General features: G+C 65.6%; 11 protein-coding genes and 1 pseudogene. 7 read left to right on the top strand and 5 right to left on the bottom strand.

Annotation, left to right across the window (positions count from 1 at the left end; genetic code table 11):
* Positions 1–592: 592 nt before the first annotated feature.
* From EMO90_RS04865 to EMO90_RS04845, 5 genes are all read right to left on the bottom strand, one after another.
* Entirely contained in the window at positions 593–1,180 is a 588-nt protein-coding gene (locus EMO90_RS04865) for a VanZ family protein (protein WP_150353804.1), read from the bottom strand.
* A 601-nt stretch (positions 1,181–1,781) separates the two neighbouring features.
* Positions 1,782–2,837, bottom strand: a complete 1,056-nt coding sequence (locus tag EMO90_RS04860) for an alpha/beta fold hydrolase (RefSeq protein WP_150353805.1) — start codon at positions 2,835–2,837, stop codon at positions 1,782–1,784.
* Between the two features lie 1,204 nt (positions 2,838–4,041).
* Positions 4,042–6,330: a YhgE/Pip domain-containing protein gene (locus EMO90_RS04855; protein WP_150353806.1), complete on the bottom strand. Its 2,289-nt coding sequence runs from the start codon at positions 6,328–6,330 to the stop codon at positions 4,042–4,044.
* A complete protein-coding gene (locus EMO90_RS04850; RefSeq protein WP_150353807.1) occupies positions 6,327–9,020 on the bottom strand; it encodes a YhgE/Pip domain-containing protein in 2,694 nt (897 codons plus the stop codon). Before EMO90_RS04850 ends, EMO90_RS04855 begins: the two co-directional genes overlap by 4 nt.
* Before the next feature lie 231 nt (positions 9,021–9,251).
* Positions 9,252–11,882: a prolyl oligopeptidase family serine peptidase gene (locus tag EMO90_RS04845; protein ID WP_150353808.1), complete on the bottom strand. Its 2,631-nt coding sequence runs from the start codon at positions 11,880–11,882 to the stop codon at positions 9,252–9,254.
* 1,041 nt (positions 11,883–12,923) lie between these two features.
* On the opposite strand from EMO90_RS04845, the gene EMO90_RS04840 reads away from it, so the two are divergent.
* From EMO90_RS04840 to pknB, 7 genes and pseudogenes are all read left to right on the top strand, one after another.
* A complete protein-coding gene (locus EMO90_RS04840) occupies positions 12,924–13,625 on the top strand; it encodes an FhaA domain-containing protein (protein WP_150353809.1) in 702 nt (233 codons plus the stop codon).
* Positions 13,626–13,669: 44 nt separating this feature from the next.
* Positions 13,670–14,233, top strand: a complete 564-nt coding sequence (locus EMO90_RS04835; RefSeq protein WP_150353810.1) for an FHA domain-containing protein FhaB/FipA — start codon at positions 13,670–13,672, stop codon at positions 14,231–14,233.
* A gap of 6 nt (positions 14,234–14,239) precedes the next feature.
* On the top strand, positions 14,240–15,961 hold the full coding sequence (locus EMO90_RS04830; protein WP_150353811.1) for a BofC C-terminal domain-containing protein: 1,722 nt from the start codon (positions 14,240–14,242) through the stop codon (positions 15,959–15,961).
* Positions 15,958–17,616, top strand: coding sequence for an FtsW/RodA/SpoVE family cell cycle protein (locus EMO90_RS04825; protein ID WP_150353812.1), 1,659 nt, complete (start codon positions 15,958–15,960; stop codon positions 17,614–17,616). Before EMO90_RS04830 ends, EMO90_RS04825 begins: the two co-directional genes overlap by 4 nt.
* Complete coding sequence (locus EMO90_RS04820; RefSeq protein ID WP_150353813.1) at positions 17,613–19,070, top strand: peptidoglycan D,D-transpeptidase FtsI family protein; 1,458 nt, start codon at positions 17,613–17,615, stop codon at positions 19,068–19,070. The genes EMO90_RS04825 and EMO90_RS04820 overlap by 4 nt, the downstream gene beginning before the upstream one ends.
* Entirely contained in the window at positions 19,067–20,026 is a 960-nt protein-coding gene (locus EMO90_RS04815) for a serine/threonine-protein kinase (protein ID WP_150353814.1), read from the top strand. The genes EMO90_RS04820 and EMO90_RS04815 overlap by 4 nt, the downstream gene beginning before the upstream one ends.
* Positions 20,023–22,311: pseudogene (gene pknB, locus EMO90_RS04810) on the top strand (Stk1 family PASTA domain-containing Ser/Thr kinase); the annotation flags it as partial. The gene EMO90_RS04815 and the pseudogene pknB, both read left to right, overlap by 4 nt.
* Positions 22,312–22,383: the final 72 nt, after the last annotated feature.

Raw genomic sequence — 22,383 nt, 5'->3', positions numbered from 1 at the left:
ATTCTGCGGCTCGGCGCGCGCAAAGTGAGCGGATTCGATGGCTGCCGATTTTCCAAACTGGGCAGACTCGTGCAACTGGACGGCAGAATCGGCCTCCATACGACCTGATCTGCCCAGCTTACTGGACCGATGACCGGATATGCCCAGTTTGCGGGCCAACTGAACCAAGCCGGGCACAAACTGAGCAGATCGGGATGAACTTTTTGCAAACTGGGCAGATCTGGTCATCTGCGGGCCGATTTCGCGTTCCAGAAGGCCATATTTGCCCAGTTTGTGCGGCCGATGACCAGATTCGCCCAGTTTGCCCCGCCCGCACTCAACCCGCGCATTCGATCCTCTCATTCCACCCGCGCGAAATCGCAGAATGAGCAAATCCCGTGTCCTGGAGGCGGTTTAGGGGCGCTACGGCAATGGATTCGCTCATTCTGCGGCTCGGCGCGCGCAAAGTGAGCGGATTCGATGGCTGCAGATATGAGTAATCAGACCGGAGCAGTCGACAAGGTCGCCCCTTCTGCCTATTCTTCCTCCGCCGTCCCAAGTGTCCGTTTTCATATCATCCGATACAAAACCGGACGCTGTAGCAGATAGTGACTTATCTACCCGCTCGTTTGCCGCATACGGCAATCAGTCTCATGGCAATAACGCCCAAATATGCACCAAGGAAGTTTTCGATCACATCATTGATATCGCAAATTCCTATGGAGAATGCATATTGCACAGACTCAATTACAATCAAACCGCATAGAAGCACACAATAATACCATTTTGATCTCTCAAAATAAGAGGAAAACATCATCCCAATCGGTATGAACAATGCGATGTTCAGCACAAGCGTAGGAGACAGAGGAATAAGTTCATCAGCCATCCTCAGAGGATTGAGATTAATAAGGGACTGCGGCTTGGGGAACATAAGGCACAGCAGGAGGATGACACAGTACAACACCTTTTCAACGAGAAGAAAATACTTCGGAAAATGTCTTGCAGATACAAAGTAGACATTGGTGGCGCAAATCACCGCACCTGCCAAAATGGCTGAACATAGCAGAATAATGGACATGCTTGGACGGTCTTCCAAAGCCAAGGTAGTAGAAATTCGATAATAGACAATGCGCCAAAATAGGACACCACCCAATGCTCCGCCCAGAACGAAGCCGGCCACAGAAAACAGGAACTTTCGCATTTCACCTACCTTGGCTTAGGAGACCATAATTCATAAACTCATTTACAATAGAGAATTAATGAATATTCCCACTGAAAGAGAAATCATTTCCATCAAAAGTAATATAGAATTCTTTGCCGACATCACCGGTGTAGACATAAAAAGTTTGACTACTACCTCACTAAGTTCAACTTTAGCAAAAGTATGCCAGAAAGTTTTAGCTTTTACTGTCAACTTTTTGCTGCCAGTATTACGGACATAAATTGCATACGATTACTTTCCTTTAAATTTGTAATTCGTATACAAAGTCTTACCATATGACCATCCAGCAAAATCATACGTGCCTTGCGTAGCAATATTCCACACCTGAGATGGTCTACTCGCACTCTTCAAGGATAGAGGACTTGGTTCCATTTGAGAAACATTAATTAACTCATTATTCTTAGGCCCAGACGGATTTGCATCATCGGCATAAGCACTTGTACCACTAAGCATAAACAATATCGACATTAAAAAAAACTACGATCTTCCGCACACCTTTATGCATTGCAATACCTTTCTATATTTACAACCTTTGTAAATATAGGAGAAGCATACTATAACCTTCACCATCATGTCAATACTACAGCGCAGCGGTCACACGATCGTCGAAGAAGTCGAGGATACGGCTCAGGTACGGGCCAAGGATCGCGTTGGGCATGCTGAAGATCTCGTGCAGGGAGCCGGGCACGTGGATCAACGTGGCCTCGCAGCCGGATTCGCGCACGGTTTTAACGAATCGGTCCTGCGGCTGGTTGAGGACCCAGATGTCGTGATCGGCCTGGAACAGGAGGATCGGCGTCTCCACATTCGCGCAGGCCTTCTCCTGGGTCACCGCGCTGGAAAGCCGCAGGGCCTGACGCACCCATTCGAAGGTGGCCGCGTTGGTCTGGCGGTTGCTGTCCTCGCAGCGCAGATGATGGTACCAGCGCACGCGGGCCTCGGATGCGCCCTGATGCTCGGTCATGTCCAGATTCGGATCGAACGGGCCCTGGCCGAACACCACATGCCGCCCCAATCCGAACGCGCACAGGCCTTCGGACAGGATGCGCGCGGCCCAGTTCGGCATGCCGGTGGCCGGGGCGATCATCGGCGCGGAGAGCACGGCGCGATCGAACAGCGACGGGTACTGTTCGAGCACGGCCGCGCCGATCCCGCCTCCCATCGAATGCGCATACAGATTGAGCGGGCTGCCGCCGGCGTACTGCTGGCCGATCGTCTCCGCGAAGGCCGCCAGATCGGACACGTACCGGCGCCAATCGTCGATCCACACCAGGGACTTGTCGCCGACGTCCCGCACCGACCGTCCATGGCCGCGGTGCTCGAGCACGCACACGGAATAGCCGGCGAGCAGGAAGTACCAGACCATTTCGCTGTACTTGGAGGCGAACTCGGTGAAGCCGTGGCTGATCACGATCGCCCCGCGGAATGTGGCGTCGGCGCCGGCCACCTTGATCGCGTCGAAGCGCGCGGCGTCGTAGCACACGTAGTGCAGCCGGCCGGAGGTGGGCGCGGGGCCCAGATCCTTCGGCACGGGCGGGGTGAACCAGCCCTCGTCGCGGCAGGCGCTGAGCGCGGGCAGCACCTTGGTCTCCATCTGGCGGCGATAGTCGTTCTCATCGATGAGCGTGATCTGCATACCTCCACGGTACCGCAGGGCCGGGTCGCGGGGTGTGAGCCTCGTCGCCGGGGCGCGGGCCCGCTTGGTCACCCTGAGCGCAGCAAGGCCCAACGTCATCCTGAGCGTAGCAGGGCGTCCAACGTCATCCTGAGCGAAGCCCGTTAGGGCGGAGTCGAAGGATCCTTAACTTTGTGCAGGAGATTAAGGATCCTTCGACTCCGGCTGCGTCCGGCTGTGCCGGACCGTCGCCGCCTTGGCGGCGGCTCGACCGCAACTGCGGTCGGCCTGCGGCCGCGGCTTCATTCGCTCACTGTCGTTCGCCCTCGCCTGCGAACGCCGCCGGCGTTCGCTTCACGGCTCGGCCTGCCTACGGACAGCCCACTGGGCTGTCCGCTTAACGGCTCAGCGCTCAGGATGAAGGCGGACTCCGCCGGGGCTCGGGATCAGGGACGGTAGACGGGCGCAAACTGGGCAGATCGGGACGTTGGTTTTGCAAACTGGGCAGATCGGTACTTCTAGGGGCCGATTTTGGGCCCCAGAAGCCCGGATCTGCCCAGTTTGCGGCGCGAGGGGCCGGATCTGCCCAGTTTGCGGGCCGCGGGAGTGCGGATTTGGCGGATTCGGGTGCCAGTTCGGGTTGGCGTGCGTCACGGGGCGCGAAAAGTGCGTCACAGGGTGCGAAGGGTGCGTCACGGGGTGCGAATGACGTCACGTGGTGCGGTCGCGCCGGGTGACGGGGTTTGGGAGGGCTTGCGGCAGTAGGGCTCCGGGATGGCGTCACGGGGAGCGGCCGCGCCCGGTGACGCGCCTCGCGCCGGGTGACGGTGGGTTCGCGCCCGGTGACGGGAAGGATGATTGGTTATATCCCGTTCTGGGCCGCCCCGGTCGTTTTGGGCAGTCCCCGGTCGATCCCGCCATCCCGAGTCGCCCCCGGTCGTCCCCGGTCGTCCCCGTTGTCATCCTGAGCGGAGCCCGCCAGGGCGGAGTCGAAGGATCCTTAATACTGCGCGCACAGTCAACAGCAAGGACTTGGTGCGAAATGGCCAAGGATCCTTCGCTGCGCTCAGGATGACGAAGGGACTGCTGCGCTCCGCTCAGGATGACGGGGCAGGCCACGCTCCGCCCAGGATGGCGGAAGGCGGGCTCAGCTCCGCTCAGGATCGGAGGCTACCCGCTTCACGGCTCAGCGCTCAGGATGACGGCACCCGCCCCAGAGCCCGACTCACATCACCTTGGTGCTTTCCAGATTGCGGATGACCCAGGTGTTGAGCCGCATCACGGGCGCGCGCAGCACCAGGCCCAGCAGCAGCGAGGGCAGCAGGAACATGGCGAGTTCGAGCATGGAGATCCAGTACTCGTTGCCGTACGCGCCGGCCATCGCGGAGTGCATCGCGTCGATCCCGTGCGGGAACGGCAGCCACGGGTAGACCGCCTGGAAGAAGCCGGGCAGGGTCTGGATGGGGAACGTGCCACCCGCGCCGGCCACCTGCATGACCAGCAGCACCACGGCGATCGCCTTGCCGATGTCGCCGAACGAGACGGTCAGCGTGTACACGATGTTGGAGAACACGATCGAGGCGAGCCAGCCCACCGCGAGGAACTGCAGCACATGATCGGCCTGCACGCCCAGGAAGTAGATGTCCCCCAGGCACACCAGCGTGCTCTGCAGCAGCGCCAGCAGCATGAAGATACCGTATCGGCCTAGGTACTCGTGATGCGGCAGAATGCCCAGCGGGGCCGCGTTGCCGGGGGCTTCGCGGCCGGGCGCGGGGATTTTGATGCCGGCCACGGTCCGGGGCTCGAACAGCGAGTCGGGCAGGGCGGAAAGCCCCAGAATGCGCGCCTTCTGACGATCGGACACGGTCACCTTGAGCATGGCCGCGAGCACGATCGCACCCACCCAGATGGACAGGATCGTATAGAACGGGGCCATCTGCGAGCCATAGTTGGCGATCGGGAACACAGCCACGCGGTTCACGCTCACGGGGGCGGACAGCAGCGCGGCGATCGTGTCCGGATCGGCGCCCGACAGCGAGGAGAGCCCGTCGCCCAATCCGGAGGTGACGGCGGACGAAAATTTGCCGGCCAGATCGTCGAGCTTGGCGGCCGAGTCCTTGAGCGCGGCGGAGGCCTTGCCCATCACGTCCGTGAGCCCGGCCACGCCTCCGCCCAGATCGTCGGACAGTCCGGAAACATTTGCGACCACGCCGTCCAGCGCACTGAGCACGGTGCCGGTCTGGCCGGTCGCATCGGACAGCGAGGCGGCGAGCGAATCGAGCTGCGGCTTGAGGTTGGATTGGTAGTCGGAGCCCACCGCGTCCACGGCGGCCCGGGCGCCGGCGATCTCCTGCTTGAGCTGGTCGCGGTTCTGGTTCACGTCCGCCATGCCGCCGGCCACGCCCACGGAGGCGCGCCCGAACGCGTCCGCCAAGCCATTCAGCGCGGCCTGGGCGTCGCGCGCCCGCTGGACCTGGGCGTTCAGCACGTCCTTCACCGCCTGCGACGACGCGGATGCGGCCATGTTCGCGGTGGCGTCCGCGAAGGCCCCGAACGCGGCGGCCATGGTCTCAACATCGGCCTGCCGGGTGGCGAGGACCTTGGAGATCTGGTCGGTTTGGGTGCCGATGTTCGCGAAGGCCTCGTCCACCTGCTTGGACACCTCGTCGTACGCAGCGGCCGACTGGCTCAGCGCGGTGCCGATCGTGCCCGACGCTCCGGAGAGCGCGGAGGACACCGAATTCGCCCCGGACACGGCCTGATCGAGCGCCGTGCGAGCCCCGTCCGCGGCCGATCCCGACTTGCCGAGCAGCTGGTTCGTGGAGTCGAGGATGCCGTTCACCGATCCGAGCAGCCCGGCATAGGCGTCCAGCTGCGCGGCGGCCGTGTTGAGCTGGTCGCGCGCGCCGGTGATGTTGCCGGTGGCGGACTTCACGTAGTCCTGCATTTCCGGGCTCTGCGCGTACTTGAGCACCTGCGAGGCCAAGTCGAGCCCCACCTGCCCGATCGTCTTGGCGAAGGTCTGGTCGATCGTGGTGGCCACGGTTCCGGCGCCCTGGTCCATGATCTCCGGGGCGATGGGGTTGATCTTCTCGTTGACGTAGTACTCCAGCTTGGCGTGCTCCACCTTCGAGGAGAACAGGGTCATCATGTCCGAGCTGAAGCCGTTCGGGATCACGATGGCCGCGTAGTAGTCGCCGGAGGTCACGCCGTCCACGGCCCGATCGTGGTCCACGAACTGCCAGTCCAGATCGTGGTTGGCCCTGAGCGCGGAGACCACGGTCTCCCCCACGTTCACCTTGACCGGGATGAGGTCCGATTTGTAGCCGTCGTCATCGTTCGCCACGGCCACCTTGAGGGCCTTGGTGTTGGAGTACGGGTCCCAGCTGGCGGCGATGTTGAACCAGGCGTACAGGGCCGGCACGATCACCAGGCCCATGGCCACGATGATCGCGATCACGTTGCGGGTGGCATGCAGAACGTCCTGCACGAAGATGCGCCAGATGATCCTCATCGCGCGGCTCCTTCCCCGTCGCTCCCGTTATGGCCGGGCTGACCGGCATCCTGCCCGGCCGCATGCCGGCCCGCCGAACCGCCGCCCACGAGTCCGGACAGCCCGGCCAACCCCAGATGCAGATGATGGTGGCGCATGAGCCCGGACGCCATCGCGCTGCGGAACTGCTCGGGCGTCATTTCGGACATGCCCAGCTGCCGGGCGAACCGGTCGCGCACGTACTCCACCACGATCAGATAGGCGTCGATCGCGACGATCGACGCGATCCACAGGGACAGCATCAGCATCTTCTGATCGATCACGAACAACAGCACCAGGAACAGGAACGGCAGCACGCAGATCAGCACCAGACCGCCGCGGATGAGCTTGGGATACATGCCGAAGAATCGGTTGGCGCGGTGGCGCAGCTTGGTGCGGTATCCCTCGTCCGCCATGAACACGTGGATCAGGCGGCTCAGGTCCACGCGCTCATCCGGCACGCTGTCCTTCTCGGTGATCATGAGGTCCGTGTCCAGCAGGCGGCGATCGAACAGGGCATTGAGGTTCATGGACGCGCGGCGCACCACGAGTCCCGTGAACAGGGCGATGGGCACGTAACATAGCAGGATGCCCAGATCCCGCCAATAATGGTTGCCGTACATGCCCCCGAGCGCCTCGCGCATGGCGTTGATGCCGTAGGTGAACGGCAGGAACGGCTTGAGATTGCGGAAGAATCCGGGCATCATCTCGATCGGGTACATGCCGGCCGCGCCCGGGATCTGCACGATCACCAGCACCACGGCCAGCGCCTTGCCGATGTGCCGGAACGCGGCGGCCATCGCGTAGATGATGTTCACGTACACGAACGAGATCACAAGTCCGGCCAGCACGAACAGGAACGCGTTGGCGCGCTGCACGCCCAGCACCAGATCGCCCAGCGTGACGATGACGGCCTGCATCGCGCCGATCGTCATGAACAGCAGCCACCGGCCCATGTACGCCTGCGTGGCGGAGAAACCGTCGAACTCACGGTCGCGGTCCACCTCGAGCTTGTAGATGGCGATCAGCACGAAACCGCCCACCCACAGGGCCAGGTTCGTATAGAACGGGGTGACCGCCGAACCGTAGCTGAGCGAGGGGTAGATGATCTTGTTCTCCAGCTGCACGGGGGCGCCCATGAAGTCGCCGATGCCGGCCTGGTCCAGATTCAGGGCGTCCTGGATCTTCAGGTAGGCGGCCGAGCTGTCGATCGCGGCCACGTCGGTGCGCACGGAACCCACGGTGGTCTCAAGGCCGGCGAGCGCGGCATCCGTGGATTGCAGCGTGGCATGCGTCTGCGTGAGGGTGTTGGAGAGCTGGTCGAGCAGCGCGGAGGCTTGCCCGAGCGTGCCGTCGAGCCCCGCGATGGTGCCGGAGAGCGTGCCCGTGGTGGCGGCGAAGGCGTCCAGCCCGTTCGCCAGTCCCGGCAGGAGGTTGTTGTTGAGCGCGTCCCGGCTGGCGTTGAGCGCGATGATGCCGGCGCTGGTGGTGCCGCTGGTCGCGTTCGTGAGGTTCACGGTGGCGTCCTTGCCGGCGGTGATGAGCGTGCCTGCGGTGGTGGAGAAGTCGTCGAGCCTGCTCTGCTGGCTGGCGATGTCGCCGTTGAGCCGGTCGATCTGGTCCTGGATGCGCGCGCGCAGCGGGTCGCCTTCGGGCAGGGTGCCGTTGGCGGCCCCGTTGTCCAGCAGGTTCTGCAGGGCGTCGCGGACCGCGCGCTGGGTGTCGATCGCGGCGGAGACGGTGTGGGTCACGTCGTCCACGGTGTTCTGGGCCGTCGCGAAGCCGCCGTAGACCGCGCCGCCCACGGTGTCGGTGGCGACGGCGAGCCCGGAGAGCTTGGCCGCGCCCAGGTTCATGGCCCCGTCCACCGCGCCCGTGAAGGAGCCGGACGCGGATCGAACGTTCGATAGCAGCGTGCCGGCGGTGTTCAGGGCATCGTTGATCGAGGTGATCTGGCCGTCCATCGCGCCGATCGCATCCTTCGCGGCGGCCACGGTGGCCACGCCGTCCTGCGCGGTTTTGGACACGGCGGCGATCGATGTGCGGGCGTCGGCAAGCTGGCCGCCCACCGAATCGAGATCGGCGAGCACCTGGTCGCGCGTCTGGCCGGCCTGGTCCTTGGCCAGCCCGCCGGCCGCCTCCACCTCCTTGGCGACCGTGCCGGCCACGGTGGACACGAAGGTCTGGTTGATCTGCCGGTCGATCGTGGTGGCGCCGGTGTCCGTGATCTTCGGGGCGATCGCGTTCTTCTTCTCGTTGACGTAGTACTGGATGGTCGGACGGGGGCTGCCGCCGGTGATGGTGCCGAGCAGATCGGCGCTGAAGTCCTTGGGGATCACGATGGCCGCGTAGTAGGTGCCCGCATGCACGCCCTCGATGGCCTCCTGCGTGGGCACGAACCGCCAGCCCAGTTCGGTGTTGGCCTTGAGCTGCTCCACCACCTGCCCGCCGGCGTCGAGATGGCCGGTCAGCTCGTTGTCCGCGCCCGCGTCCTCGTTCGCCACGGCCACCTGGATGTTGCCGGTGTTGCCGTAGGGGTTCCAGTTGGCCACGATGTTGAACCACGCGTACAGGGACGGGATCAGGGCCACGCCCAGTGTGACCACGAGCGCGACGGGATTGCGCAGGATTCGCCTGACATCGCGCAGGAAAATACGCCAAACCGTGCTCACTCCACACCCCATGTCTCACGACGTTGATGCGGTTTGGTCCCCGGCCGCGATCCCGATCGGGATGTGCCCGCGCCAAGCCATCGGGCACGAGTATAGACAACGGCCGGGCCGATCGTCGGCGGTTGTGCTCGACAATCGACCCGGCCGTGTTTCATGACCGTGTTTTGCGGTGCGGACGGCGGATCCGGACGTTCTGCGGCCCGGACCGCCATTCCGACCAAACCGTTGCTGCTACTTCAGTCCGAACGCCTCGTACAGGAAGTCGCGCTGCAGCGTGAGCAGGTTCTCCGCCACCGTCTCGTCGTTGGTCATGTGCGTGATGCCCGTCAGCGGCAGGTAGGTGTGCGGGCGGCCGGCGGCCATGAGCGCCTGCGAGAGCTTGAGGGAATGGGCGATCGTCACGTTGTCGTCCGCGAAGCCGTGGATGAGCATGAGCGGGCGCGTGAGCTTCGGGGCGTCCTGCACAATGCCGTTGCGCTCGTACACAGCCGGGTCAAGGCCCAGATAGCGCTCGGTGTAGTGCGTGTCGTACAGCGTCCAGTCGGTGGGCGGGGCGCCCGCGCAGCCGGCCTTGACCACATCGGGCGCGTCCAGCACGGCCAGGGCGGACAGGAAGCCGCCGTACGACCAGCCGATCATGCACACCTTGTCCAGATCGGCGTCCACGGCCTCGGGCACGTCCGCGAGCGCGCGCACGGCCTCCACCTGATCGGCGAGCGTGACGTCCTTCATGTTCTCGAAGATCTCGCGATCCCACTTCGGGCCGCGTCCGGTGGTGCCGCGGCCGTCCGCGGTGACCACAATGAAGCCCTGATCGGCCCACCACTGGGACTCCCAGTAGTACGCCTGCTGCAGCACGACCTGCTGGAATCCGGGACCGCCGTAGGGCTTGAGCAGCACGGGCAGCTTGCCGCCGTTAGCCTCCCTGATGCGCTTGGCGGCCTCGGAGGACTCGGACGGGCGGGTGATCGCCGTGTACAGGCGGTGCTCGCCCAGACGCACGAACGTGGTGTTCGGCGTGAAGCCGGGCGTGGCGGCGTCGTTGGCGATTTCGGCCTTCGTGATCTCGCTGGCGTCCGGGAAGCCGGGCTGGTTGAGCCGGACGTGGATCATGTGGCCCTTGGCGTCGTCCATGCCGCGACCGGAGACGATCATGCCCTTGGCCGCGCGGGAGACATGCCACACGCCGGGCTTGGCGACGAGCGGCGTGGCCGGGCTGACCGTGCCGTCGTAGCCGATCGAGACCACGTCGAAGCAGCGGGCGTCATGATCGTCCGGGTCGATCCAGCCGCCGGCGTTGCGCTCGTCGGGCTGCGTCGCGTCGATCGGACCGGTCAGATCGGGCTCGCGCTGCACGATGGCGAGCACGTCGTCGTCGGTCACGTCCAGCACCTGGCGCACGTTCCATCCGGCCGGCGTGAAGGGCTCGCCGTCCACGGTCAGGCGGTTGGTGTCGGCCTCCATGTCGTTGAGCGCGCAGACCAGATGGCCGCTCGGCGTCATGGCAGGCGTGCCGAGCACGATGTCGATCCACTGGTCGTTGTGGTGGGTTTCGAGCACGGTGGTCTCGCCGGCCTCGTCGGCGTCCAGATCGGCGTTCACGGACAGCACCTGATCGTTGCGCTGACAACGGTCCTGCACCAGCACGATCGGATCGCGATCCTTGGGCCAGCTCACGGCGGCCACGTACTCGTAGGCGTCGGCGTCCCACTGCACCTCGGCGGTGGTGAAGCCGGTGCAGGAGCCGTCCCCGTCGAACTCCAGCTCGCCGATCGTCAGGCACACGTCGGCGTTGTGCGTGAGCGCGCGCGGGTATCGACGGCCGGCCGCGGGCTGGTCGGGGTGGGTGGGGTCGCTGATGTACCACATCGGCTCGTACTGGGTGTCGAAGGTCTCGAACAGGATGTGGCGCGAATCGGGGCCCCACCAGAAGCCGTCGTAGCGGTTCATCTCCTCGCCGGCCACGAATTCCGCCAGGCCGATCTTCCAGGTGTTCTCCGCCTCGTCGTCCTCCTCGTCGGCGCTGCAGATGATGCCGAACGTGTCGACGGGCGCGGGGGCCTCCGCGGCACCCTCGGATTCCTCGGTGCCCTCGATCTCCCCGGCGTCCTCGGCGTACAGGCCTTCGGACAGGGCGGCCTCATCGGCGCTGACCTCCACGAACACGCCATCGTGCGCGTCGCCGGCCGGTTCCTCGGCCTGTTCGAACGATTCCAGGGACTCCAGCGACTCCAGCGCATCGGCCTGCGCGGCATCCTCGGCCGGCCAATCGCCGATCTCCACCAGCACCAGATGCGCGCCGGTGGTGTACAGCACGCGCCGACCGTCGGGACTGATGCGCGGGTTGAGGACCGGGCCGTACTCGTCGACGCCCAGCTCACTGGCCCCGGACGCATCGGCGCCCAGCTGGCGGGTGCGGGCGGTCGGCTCGTCGGCGTCCTCCTCGTCCACGATCTCCGTGAGGAACAGCTGGCCGTTGATCGTGAAGACCACGCGGCGACCGGCGACATCCACGGAATAGCTCACAATGCCCGCGCCGCCTTCGCGCGCACGCTCGCGGCGGGCCTTCTCCTCGGCCGGCACGTCCTCGTTGTCCGCGTCGGCCAGCAGTTCGCGCGGGTCGGCCAGCTTGGTCTCGTGGTGGACGCCGGCCGCGTCGAACCAGCTGAGCCACAGGCTGGTGACCAGATCCTCCTGCCCGTCCGAGCGCAGGAACAACGCGCGCTCTCCATCGCCCAGCAGCTTCGCGGACCGCGGCGCGGCTCCCGAGAACCTCAGCGTGCGGGCCCTCTTGCGGGGAAATTGCCTGATTGCCTCATTGATTGCGCCGGTCTTTCCGGTTTCGCCGGTCTCACCGCTCATGTGCCGCTCCTTTGGTCTGGCTTGTCTGGCTTGATGACGATCTCACGCTATCACCGCGCAGTCCCCGCCGCGCAGGATGACAGCAGGCGGTTCCCCACGTCATCCTGAGCGAGCGACGGCCCTTCCATCGTCATCCTGAGTGGAGGCGCAGCCGGAGTCGAAGGATCCTTCGCCCCTTCGCACACAGTCACAGTGCAGAAGGTTGAGGATTCCTCGACTCCGGCTGCGCCTCCACTCAGGAGGACCGGGAACAGGCTTCGGGGGCGTCCAAGCCACGAATTCCGCTCACTTTGCACCCGCGGAACCACGGAATGAGCAAATCCGATGGCTTACTGACCGAATCGGGCCCCTACCGCAATGAATCCGCTCACTCCACACGCCACGGACCGCAAAATGAGCAAATCCGATGGGCTGCCCATGCGTGCAATGACCGGGGGTAGCTCCCACCCCGCCGAATTGCAAGATCTGCCAGCAACTTCCCCCGCTTTCCTGTTTGCTGGCAGAACTTGCATCTGAGAGCCTCCAGCAGACCGCTAAGATGCAGGATCTGCCAGCAAACAGGAAAGACGAACGACTTGCTGGCAGATCGTGCAACTTGGTCGGGGCACCGGGCGCCGGATACCGGGCACCGCAGGGCGAAATCCACGACTTCCTGGGCGCTGAGCCATGAATTCCACTCACTCTGCGACGCAATCTCCGCAGAATGAGCAAATCCGATGGCTTACTGACCGAATCGGGCCCCCACCGCAATGAATCCGCTCATTTTGCACACTGCGAAGCGCAAAATGAGCAGATCCGGTGGCCGCCGTCACCCCGCCCGACAGCCCCGCCCGACACGCGCCTGCGCAGGGCACTTTCGCGCATTTCCACGCGCGCTTCCCCACCCAGCCGTCAAAATCGGGCGCAAATATAGGCAAATCGATGGCGATTTCACCATATTTCACCAGAAACACGCCGAATACTTGCAAGTGTTTCACAAGACGAATGTTCCCCAAGCGCCAACCCGCGTACCATTGAAGCAGTATGAAGAAAGGGAGTACCATGAGCTTTCTCGATCGCTTTGAGAAGAAAGTCGAAGGAACGGTCAACGGCGTCTTCGCGAAGTTCGGTTCCAAGGACCTGCAGCCGGTCGACCTCTCCAGCGCCCTGGAACGCGAGATCGACGCGCAGGCCATGCCCGTCGGCCGCGATCGCACCGTGGCACCCAACGAATATCGCTTCAAGCTGAGCACCCCCGATTTCGATCGCATCGAGTCCTGGGGCAGCGAAGCGATGGCCAACGAGCTGGCGGACAACCTCACCAAGTACGCCGAAAGCCAGCACTACGCGTTCATCGGCCCGGTGGTGGTGATCTTCGAGGAGGACCTGGACCTGACCAAGGGCGACTTCCACCTCACCTCCGAGTCCGTGCAGGGCAACGCCGCGCCCGTCACCACGCCGAGCGAGACCAAGGACTGCCCGGTGCTGGAGATCAACGGCCGCCAGTACCTGCTCACCGCCCAGCAGACCACGCTCGGCCGCGGCTCCAACTGCGACATCGTGATCGACGATCCGGGCATCTCCCGCAAGCATCTGGAGATCGACATCACGGACAAGGGCGTGATCGCGCGCGACCTCGGTTCCACCAACGGCACCTACGTGGAGGGCCACCAGGTGCCCGCCGCCACGCTGCTGGACGGCAACACCATCACGATCGGCCGCACGCGCATCCTCTATTGGGCCTCGTCCCAGGAGCAGGCCTAGTCCGCCGACATCCGGCGGATCCCAAGGTCCCGAAGGTCCCGATCATGACCGAATTGACGTTCGCGCTCCTCAAGTACGGATTCCTCGTGCTGCTGTGGGCGTTCGTATGGCTCGCCGTGCGCTCCCTGCACGGCGACATCGCCGCGTTCAGCCCCAAGCCGTCCCGTTCGCGCCGCCGCAGGGAACGCGCCGCGCGCAAGGCCGCGGAGGCCCCCGTGCCCCAGGCCAGGCCGCAGAATCCCGCGCCCGCGCCCCGAGGACACGCCTCGCATGCCGCGCCCGCCCCGCCCAGCCCGGATGGCTCCAATCAGAGCGGCCCGGCCCTGCTTGTGGTGATCGACGGCCCGCTCGCGGGCGCCACCGTGCCGCTGAGCGGCGATGCCATCACGATCGGCCGCGCGGCCTCCAACACCGTGGTGCTGAACGACGAGTTCGTCTCCGGCCACCACGCCCGCGTGTACGTGGATCCCAACACCGGCCAGTGGGCCATCGAGGACCTCGGTTCCATGAACGGCACCGTGGTCGCCGGCCAGCGCATCTCCAGTCCAACCATCCTTCCCGCCCGGGTCCCGGTGCGCATCGGCGCCACCACCCTCGAATTGAGGTAGTCGCCAATGCCTGATTCCGCACAGCTTTTCCTCTACTCCACCACCATTTCGGACGTGGGGTACGTTCGCAGCAACAACCAGGACTCGTCGTTCGCCGGCGAACATCTGATCGCCATCTGCGACGGTATGGGAGGCCATGCAGGCGGCGACACCGCGTCCACCATCGCGATCCGCTCGCTCGCGCACATCGAGCACGACGACACCACCGGCGATGTGAAGGCCGTCGCCGAGATGCTGGAGGCCTCCGTGCTGGCCGCCCACGACGCGATCGTGGGCAAGGCCCGCCGCGAGCGCAAGCTCTCCGGCATGGGCACCACGGTGACCGCCGTGGCCCTTGTGGGCGGCTACTGGGTGCTTTCGCACATCGGCGACTCGCGCGCCTATCTGCTGCGCGACGGCCATCTGATCCGCATGACGCAGGACCACAGCTACGTCCAGCACCTGATCGACACCGGCCACATCACGCCCTCCGAGGCCAAGACCCACCCGCAGCGCAATGTGGTCATGCGCGTGCTGGGCGATTTCGACATCGACCCACGTCCGGACATCCTGGTGCACACCGCCAAGCCGGCCGACCGCTGGCTGCTGTGCTCCGACGGCCTGTGCGGCGTGCTGGAGGACTCGACGATCGCCGAGACGCTCGCCACCACGCCCGATCAGAACGAGTGCGCGCAGCATCTGGTGCAGATGGCCCTCAAGGCCGGCAGCACGGACAACGTGACCGCCGTGGTGGGCGACGCCACGCTGGCCCTGGACGCGAATGCGTTCGATCTGCCCCACCAGACCCCGCTGATCGGCGGGGCCGCGAGCGCGAGCCTTGAGCCGATCGCGGACATTCTGGACAAGCCGGTGGCCGCAGCCCCCAAGCTCAAGGACGCCGGATCCCCGGCCAGCCGCGCGGCGGCGCTGATCCAATCGACCGAGCACGAGATCATGACCCCGTCCGCCAAATCCGGCAAACCCTCGCTCCAAGGCAAGCTGCAGGGCAAGGCGGAGGACCAGCCGCAGCCCGACGAGGGCCAGCGCGTGGCCCAGCCGTCCACCACCCGTGCGGAGACCGGCGAGCTGCAGATGCCGGACACCGGCGAGATCCCGGTGATCATGAAGCGCGACGGCCGCACCACGGACGATCCGTTCGATCCGGATGTGGTCAACGCCATCCAGCGCGAGCACAAGGCCAAGGACCGTTCCAACCGCAAGCGCAGGCGCCGGGGCCGCATGATCGTGACGATCGCCGTGCTGCTGGTGGCGGCCGTGCTGTGCGGCGGCGCGTACGGCACCTATGCGTGGAGCCAGACGCGCTATTACCTGGGCGAATCGGATGGCATGGTGTCCATCTACCAGGGCGTGCCCACGAACATCTTCGGCTTCCAGCTCTCCCATGAGGTGGAGGACACCCCCATCCCCATCAGCGATCTGCCGCAGAGCTGGCAGGAGCAGCTCAGGCAGGGCATTTCGGTGGACAGCCTCGACGCGGCCCGCGAGCGCGCGCGGTACATAGGGCAGGAGAACAAGGACCTGCAGGCGCAGCAGGCGGCCAAGGAATCGGCCGCGGCCACCCCGAGCCCCACCGCCTCCGCCACGGCATCCGGCGCGGAGGGCACGGGCGCCGGCGGGACCTCGGGCGACGCGGCCGGGCAAAGCTCCCCGGCGGGCACCGGAACTGCGAACACCGGCACGGCGAGCACCGGCACGGCGAGCACAGGAGGGCAGGTGAGCCAGCAATGACCGCCATCCGCCTGCGCCAGTTCTTCCTGCTGCTGTTCTCCTTCCTGATCGTGGGCGTGGGCTTCTTCCAGATGTTCATGCGCACCCAGGGATCCATGCCCATGGACTTCACGATCCGCCTGATCGTGGTGGCCGCGCTGTTCGTGGTCCTGTGGGCGCTGATGGCCAAGTTCCAGCCCTACGGCAGCCAGACGCTCGTGCCGTGTCTGGTCCTGCTCTCCGGGATCGGCGTGATGCTGATCGCGCGCATCGACGCGGCCCAGAACACGGGCGTGGCCGGCCGCCAGCTGCTGTGGATCATGGTCTCGCTGGTGCTGTGCTGCGCGCTGGTGGCGGGTCTGCATGACTACCGCATCCTGCGCCGGTTCTCCTATGTGAGCATGGTGGTGGGCCTGGCCCTGCTGCTCGCGCCCATGCTGCCCCTGGTGGGCCATGAGGAGGGCGGATCGCGCATCTGGCTCAAGTTCGGCAGCTACACCATGCAGCCGGCCGAATTCGCCAAGCTGTTCCTGGCGTTCTTCTTCGCCGCGTACCTGTTCGACCATCGCGACCAGCTGGCCGTGGGCGGCAAGAAGGTGCTCGGCTTCCGTCTGCCGCGCATCCGGGACCTGGGCCCGATCATCATCGTGTGGCTCGTGTCCATGGGCGTGCTGGTGATGCAGCGCGATCTGGGCACCTCGCTGATGTTCTTCGCGATGTTCGTCTCCATGCTGTACGTGGCCACGGGCCGCGCGAGCTGGATCGCGATCGGCGTGGGCGCGTTCGCAGTGGGCGCGGTGGCGGCATCCTCGATCTTCAGCCATGTGGGCAACCGCATCACCGCCTGGCTGCACCCGTTCGACGCCGACGTGTACAACGCGGTGGGCGGCTCCGAGCAGCTGGTCAAAGGCGTGTTCGGCCTGGCCGCCGGCAGGCTCGCGGGCACCGGTCTGGGTCAGGGCCATCCGTACATCACGCCGCTGAGCTTCTCCGACTTCATCTACACCTCGGTGGGCGAGGAACTGGGTTTGGCCGGCCTGCTCGCCGTGCTGCTGCTGTATCTGATCATCATCGCCACCGGCATGGTCACGGCCATGAAGATCAAGGACGGGTTCGGCAAGCTGCTGGCCTCCGGACTGGTGTTCACCATGGCCTTCCAGGTGTTCACGGTGGTGGGCGGCGTCACGCTGCTCATCCCGCTGACCGGCCTGACCATGCCGTACATGGCCGCCGGCGGATCGAGCCTGGTGGCGAACATGCTGCTGGCCATGCTGCTGGTGGTGATCTCCAACGCGGCGAACAAGCCGCAGCCGGACACCACGTCGGACACCTTCCAGTACGAGGCGCTGGCCGCCCTGCGCGAGCAGGAGGTCAAGGAGCGGGCCGCGCAGGTGGAGGCCCAGAAGGCGCAGAACGCGCTGGCCACGCAGGTGATCAGCACCAAGCCCCTGCTCGGCGCGAACCCCGATGAGGGGGACGACGGGTACGATGGCTACGAGTTCGAGGAGACCGCCGACCAGGACATCGTGGACGAGGAAACGCACGAGCAGCCCCGGATCGACGACGAGATGCTTGAGGAGCACGCGCGCCACGCGCAGCACGCCGCCGGAGACAACGGCACGACCGGCGGCAACGCCAATGACATCGCCAATGACATGAGGAGGGACGGACGATGAACAAATCGCTGCGCCAACTCTTCACCGCGGTGATCGCCCTGTTCGTGGTGCTCGGCCTGTCCACCACGTGGATCACGGCCATCCGCGCCAAGGAGCTCAACTCCGACGCCCGCAACCGCCGCAGCCTGTACGCCGAATACGGCACCCCGCGCGGCTCGATCCTGGCCTCGGACGGCACGGTGATCGCCGAATCGACCCCAGTGACCGACTCGTTCAAGTACCAGCGCGCCTACACCGACGGCCCCACATACGCGGCCATCACCGGATACTATTCGATCACCAGCCGGTCCGACCGCGGCATCGAGGCCTCGCGCAACGCGCTGCTGTCCGGCCAGTCGGACAGCCTGTGGCTCGATCGCGTCAAGACCCTGTTCACCGGCTCGGAGACCAAAGGCGCGAGCATCGAGACCTCCATCGACCCCGATCTGCAGAAGGCCGCGCTGGAGGCGCTGGGCGACCGCGAGGGGGCCGTGGTGGCGATCGAACCGAGCACCGGACGCATCCTGGCCATGGTGAGCACCCCGAGCTACGACCCGAACCCGCTGGCCGTGCACGACGGCTCGCAGGCGATCGCCGCCTACCAGTCGGCCGTGGACGCGAAGGGCAATCCGATGCTCAACCGCACGACCAGCGAGCACTACCCGCCCGGATCCACGTTCAAGCTCGTCGTGGCCGCCGCGGCCTTGGAATCGGGACAGTACAAGACGGACACGATGATCCCGGCCGGATCCAGCTACACGCTGCCCGGCACGGTCACGAACCTCACCAACACCACCTCCCAGGCGGCCGGCTCCAACGGGCAGATCAGCCTCAAGGACGCGCTCACGTGGTCCAGCAACACCGCATTCGCGCAGCTGGGCGTGGCCTTGGGCAACCAGAAGATCGCCGAGCAGGCCAGCAAGCTGGGCTTCGGCAGTGCGATCACGGTGGACGATTCGCAGTCCGGCGGCGACATCACGCTCAGCGCGATCGCCTCGAAGTTCCCGGACACCGCCAGCGACGACAAGCTTGCCCTCGCGTCCATCGGGCAGGGCGACGACGTGATCACCCCGCTGCAGAACGCCCTCGTGGCGGCCGCGGTGGCCAATGGGGGTAAACTCATGAAGCCGACGCTGGTCGATCGCGTGCGCGGGGCGGATCTGAGCGTGATCTCGGAAACCAAGGCGTCCGTGATGTCCCAGGCCTTCTCGTCCTCGACGGCGAGCGCGCTCAAGGACATGATGGTCTCGGTGGTCAACAGCGACGCCCCGTCCCTGCAGCTGAGCCAAGGCGTGGCCGCGAAGACGGGCACCGCGCAGATCGGCAACGGCAGCAACGACGGTTGGACCGTAGGCTTCGCCCCCGCGGACAATCCCAGGATCGCGGTGGCCGTGGTGGTCCACAACGTGAAGGGATTCGGCGTGGCGACCGCCGGTCCGGTGATGAAGAGAGTGATGCAGGAGGCGCTGAAATGAGACTCGTCGAAGGTCAGCTCATCCACCGGCGCTATCGTCTGGACAGGCGTTTGGCCCAGGGCGGCATGGGCGAGGTGTGGAAGGGCTACGACATCCAGCTGGGACGTCCGGTGGCCATCAAGGCGCTGCGGCGGGACACGCAGGACACCGAGGCCAAGCTCAAGCGCCTGCGCGCGGAGGCCCACAATTCCGCCAATCTGGCGCATCCCAACATCGCCGCGCTGTTCGAGTACTACGAGCATGACGGCATCGGGTTCCTGATCATGGAATACGTGCCCAGCAAGTCGCTGGCGGACATCTACCACGAGCGCGGGGCCATGCCGGCCCTCGAGCTGCTGCCGATCCTCATCCAGACCGCGCGCGGCCTGTTCGTGGCGCACAGCCACGGCGTGATCCACCGCGACGTCAAGCCGGCCAACATCATGGTTTCGGACACCGGCGAGGTGAAGATCACCGACTTCGGCGTCTCGTACTCCACCAATCAGGCGCAGATCACGCAGGACGGCATGGTGGTGGGCACCGCGCAGTACATCTCCCCGGAGCAGGCGCAGGGGCTCACGGCCACGCCTCAGTCGGACATCTATTCGCTCGGCGTGGTGGCCTACGAGGGTCTGGCCGGGCATCGCCCGTTCACCGGGGCCACGGCCGTGGACATCGCGGCCGCGCACGTGAACGACCCCGTCCCGCCGCTGCCGGACGCCGTGGACACGCAGCTCGCCCGCTTCGTGATGGCGATGCTGGAAAAGGACCCGAAGGACCGGCCCACGGACGCGCTCATGGTGGCGCGCACGCTGGCCAAGATCGAGCGCCGGCTGCTCGATCAGGAGACGCCGAACACCGAGATGATCCTCGGCGCCGGCAAGAAGCTTCCCCGCATGGTGATGAGCGCGCCGCACACGGCCCGCCTGCTCGACGCCGCGGGAATGAACAGGACCAATCAGGAGGTATCGCGATGAGCGCATTTACTCCCCGCACGCTGGCGAACGGCCGCTACCGGCTGGACAGCGTCATCGGCCATGGAGGGATGGCCGAGGTCTACATGGCGTTGGATACGCGCCTGAACCGTACCGTCGCCGTGAAGATCATGCGATCCGATCTGGCCAACGACGCCATCTTCCTGGCCCGATTCAGCCGCGAGGCGCAGTCCGTGGCCAAGATGAACAACCCGAACATTGTATCCATCTACGATTCGGGCGACGAGATGTTCGACGCCGGCAACGGCCAGTCCGAGCGCGTCCCGTATCTGGTCATGGAGTACGTCAAGGGCCAGACCCTGAGGGACATCATCAAGGCCAACGGCCCGCTGAGCCAACGCGACGCCGAGCAGGTGATGCTGGGCGTGCTCAACGCGCTCGACTACTCGCACCGCATGGGCATCATCCACCGCGACATCAAGCCGGGCAACATCATGATCTCCGACCAAGGCATGGTCAAGGTCATGGACTTCGGCATCGCGCGCGCCCTGGACGATTCCGCGGCCACCATGACCCAGTCGCAGGGCGTGGTGGGCACCGCGCAGTACCTGTCCCCGGAGCAGGCGCGCGGCGAGGTCGTGGACGCGCGCTCCGACCTGTACTCGGCCGGCTGCGTGCTGTACGAGATGCTCACGGGCCGTCCGCCCTTCACCGGCGACTCGGCGGTGGCGATCGCCTACCAGCACGTCTCCGAGGTGGCCACGCCGCCCAGCACGCTCGTGCCGGGCCTGCCCACCATGTGGGACTCGATCTGCGGCAAGGCGATGGCCAAGGACCGCATGAACCGCTACGCCACGGCCGCGGAGTTCCGCAACGACGTCCTGACCTTCATGAATGGCGGCATGCCCGTGGCGGCCGCGTTCAACCCGCTCACGGACCTCAACAACATCAAGGCGCGCAAGGCCGCGGAGACCGCCGCCGAGCAGCGCGCGACGGGCGTGGGCACCACCACGGTGGCCCTGCCACCGGCGCAGGACACGGCCGCCACCACGCAGGCGCTCAACATGCCCGGCGTGTCTGCGACGTCCCCGGCTCAGGCCGGCATGCCGTCGTCCCCGGCGCAGAATCCCCAGGCCGCCCAGACGGCCACGCAGGCCTTCAATCCGCTCACGGGCCAGTTCGAGGTGGTCCCGCCGGCGCAGAACGCCGCAACCGCCACCGGCACGCTGCCGCAGACCCGTGCGGCCCAGCGCGCGGCGGCCGCCAGGAAGCGCAAGCGCAACACGGTGATCGGCATCATCGTGGGCCTGCTGGTGCTCGCCGGCATCGTGGTGGGCGCATGGGCCTACATGGGCCGCGACACCACCAAGTACGCGGTCGTCCCGCAGATCACGGACACCATGACCGAGGCGCAGGTGCGCAAGGTCCTGGAGGACGCGGGCCTCAAGCTGGACAAGCAGGAGGACGCGAACTCCACCAAGGCGGAGGGCACGGTGACCAAGCAGGATCCGGCCGCCGGCACGCAGGTGGTCGAGGGCAGCTCGGTGAAGGTGTGGTTCTCCACCGGCCCGTCCACCAAGCAGGTGCCGTCCGGCCTTGAGGGTCTGGACCCGAGCGAGGCGACGGCCAAGCTCACCGCGCTCGGCTTCACGGTCAATCCGTCCAACAAGACCGAGAACAGCGGCACGATCGAGAAGGACAAGGTGACCCGCACCTCGCCCGCGGCCGGCGAAAGCGCGCAGGCGGGCTCGCAGATCACGCTGTACATCTCCAACGGCATGGCCACCATGCCCGATCTGACCGGCAAAACCCAGTCCGAGGCGGCCAGCACGCTCAAGTCCGACTACAGCCAGTTCACCGCGGTCTTCCAGACCGAGGCATCCGATTCGGTGGCCGCCGGCTCGGTGACCCGCACCAGCCCGGCCTCCGGCACGCGCATGTCCCAGGGCGAGACGATCACCGTCTACGTCTCCGGCGGCAAGACGCAGGTCAACGTGCCGGACGTGACCGGCCAGACCGTGGCGCAGGCCAAGAAGATGCTCTCCGGCTTCGAGGTGAGCATCAGCGGCTCCTCGGACAACGACGCGACCGTGGTCTCGCAGTCCCCCGAGGCCGGCTCCACGGCGGACAAGGGCGCCACGGTCACGCTGACCACGCAGGCCGCCTCCGCAGCCGTGCCGAACGTGGTGGGCAAGACGGTCGCGCAGGCCAAGAAGCTGCTGTCCAGCTACACCGTGACCGTCACCGGCTCCTCGGACGACACGGCGATCGTCACCGCGCAGAGCCCCACCGCGGGCACCAGCGCCCCGGTGGACAAGAGCACCACGATCACGCTGACCGCGCGCGCCGCCGGATCGTCCGGCTCCGGGAACGGATCCGGATCGGGCAGCGGCACGGGC

It is taken from the genome of Bifidobacterium vespertilionis, from assembly GCF_008698145.1.
GTDB lineage: Bacteria > Actinomycetota > Actinomycetes > Actinomycetales > Bifidobacteriaceae > Bifidobacterium > Bifidobacterium vespertilionis.
Note: the sequence above shows the minus strand (reverse complement) of the source record. Positions and strands in the feature narration are given on the sequence as shown.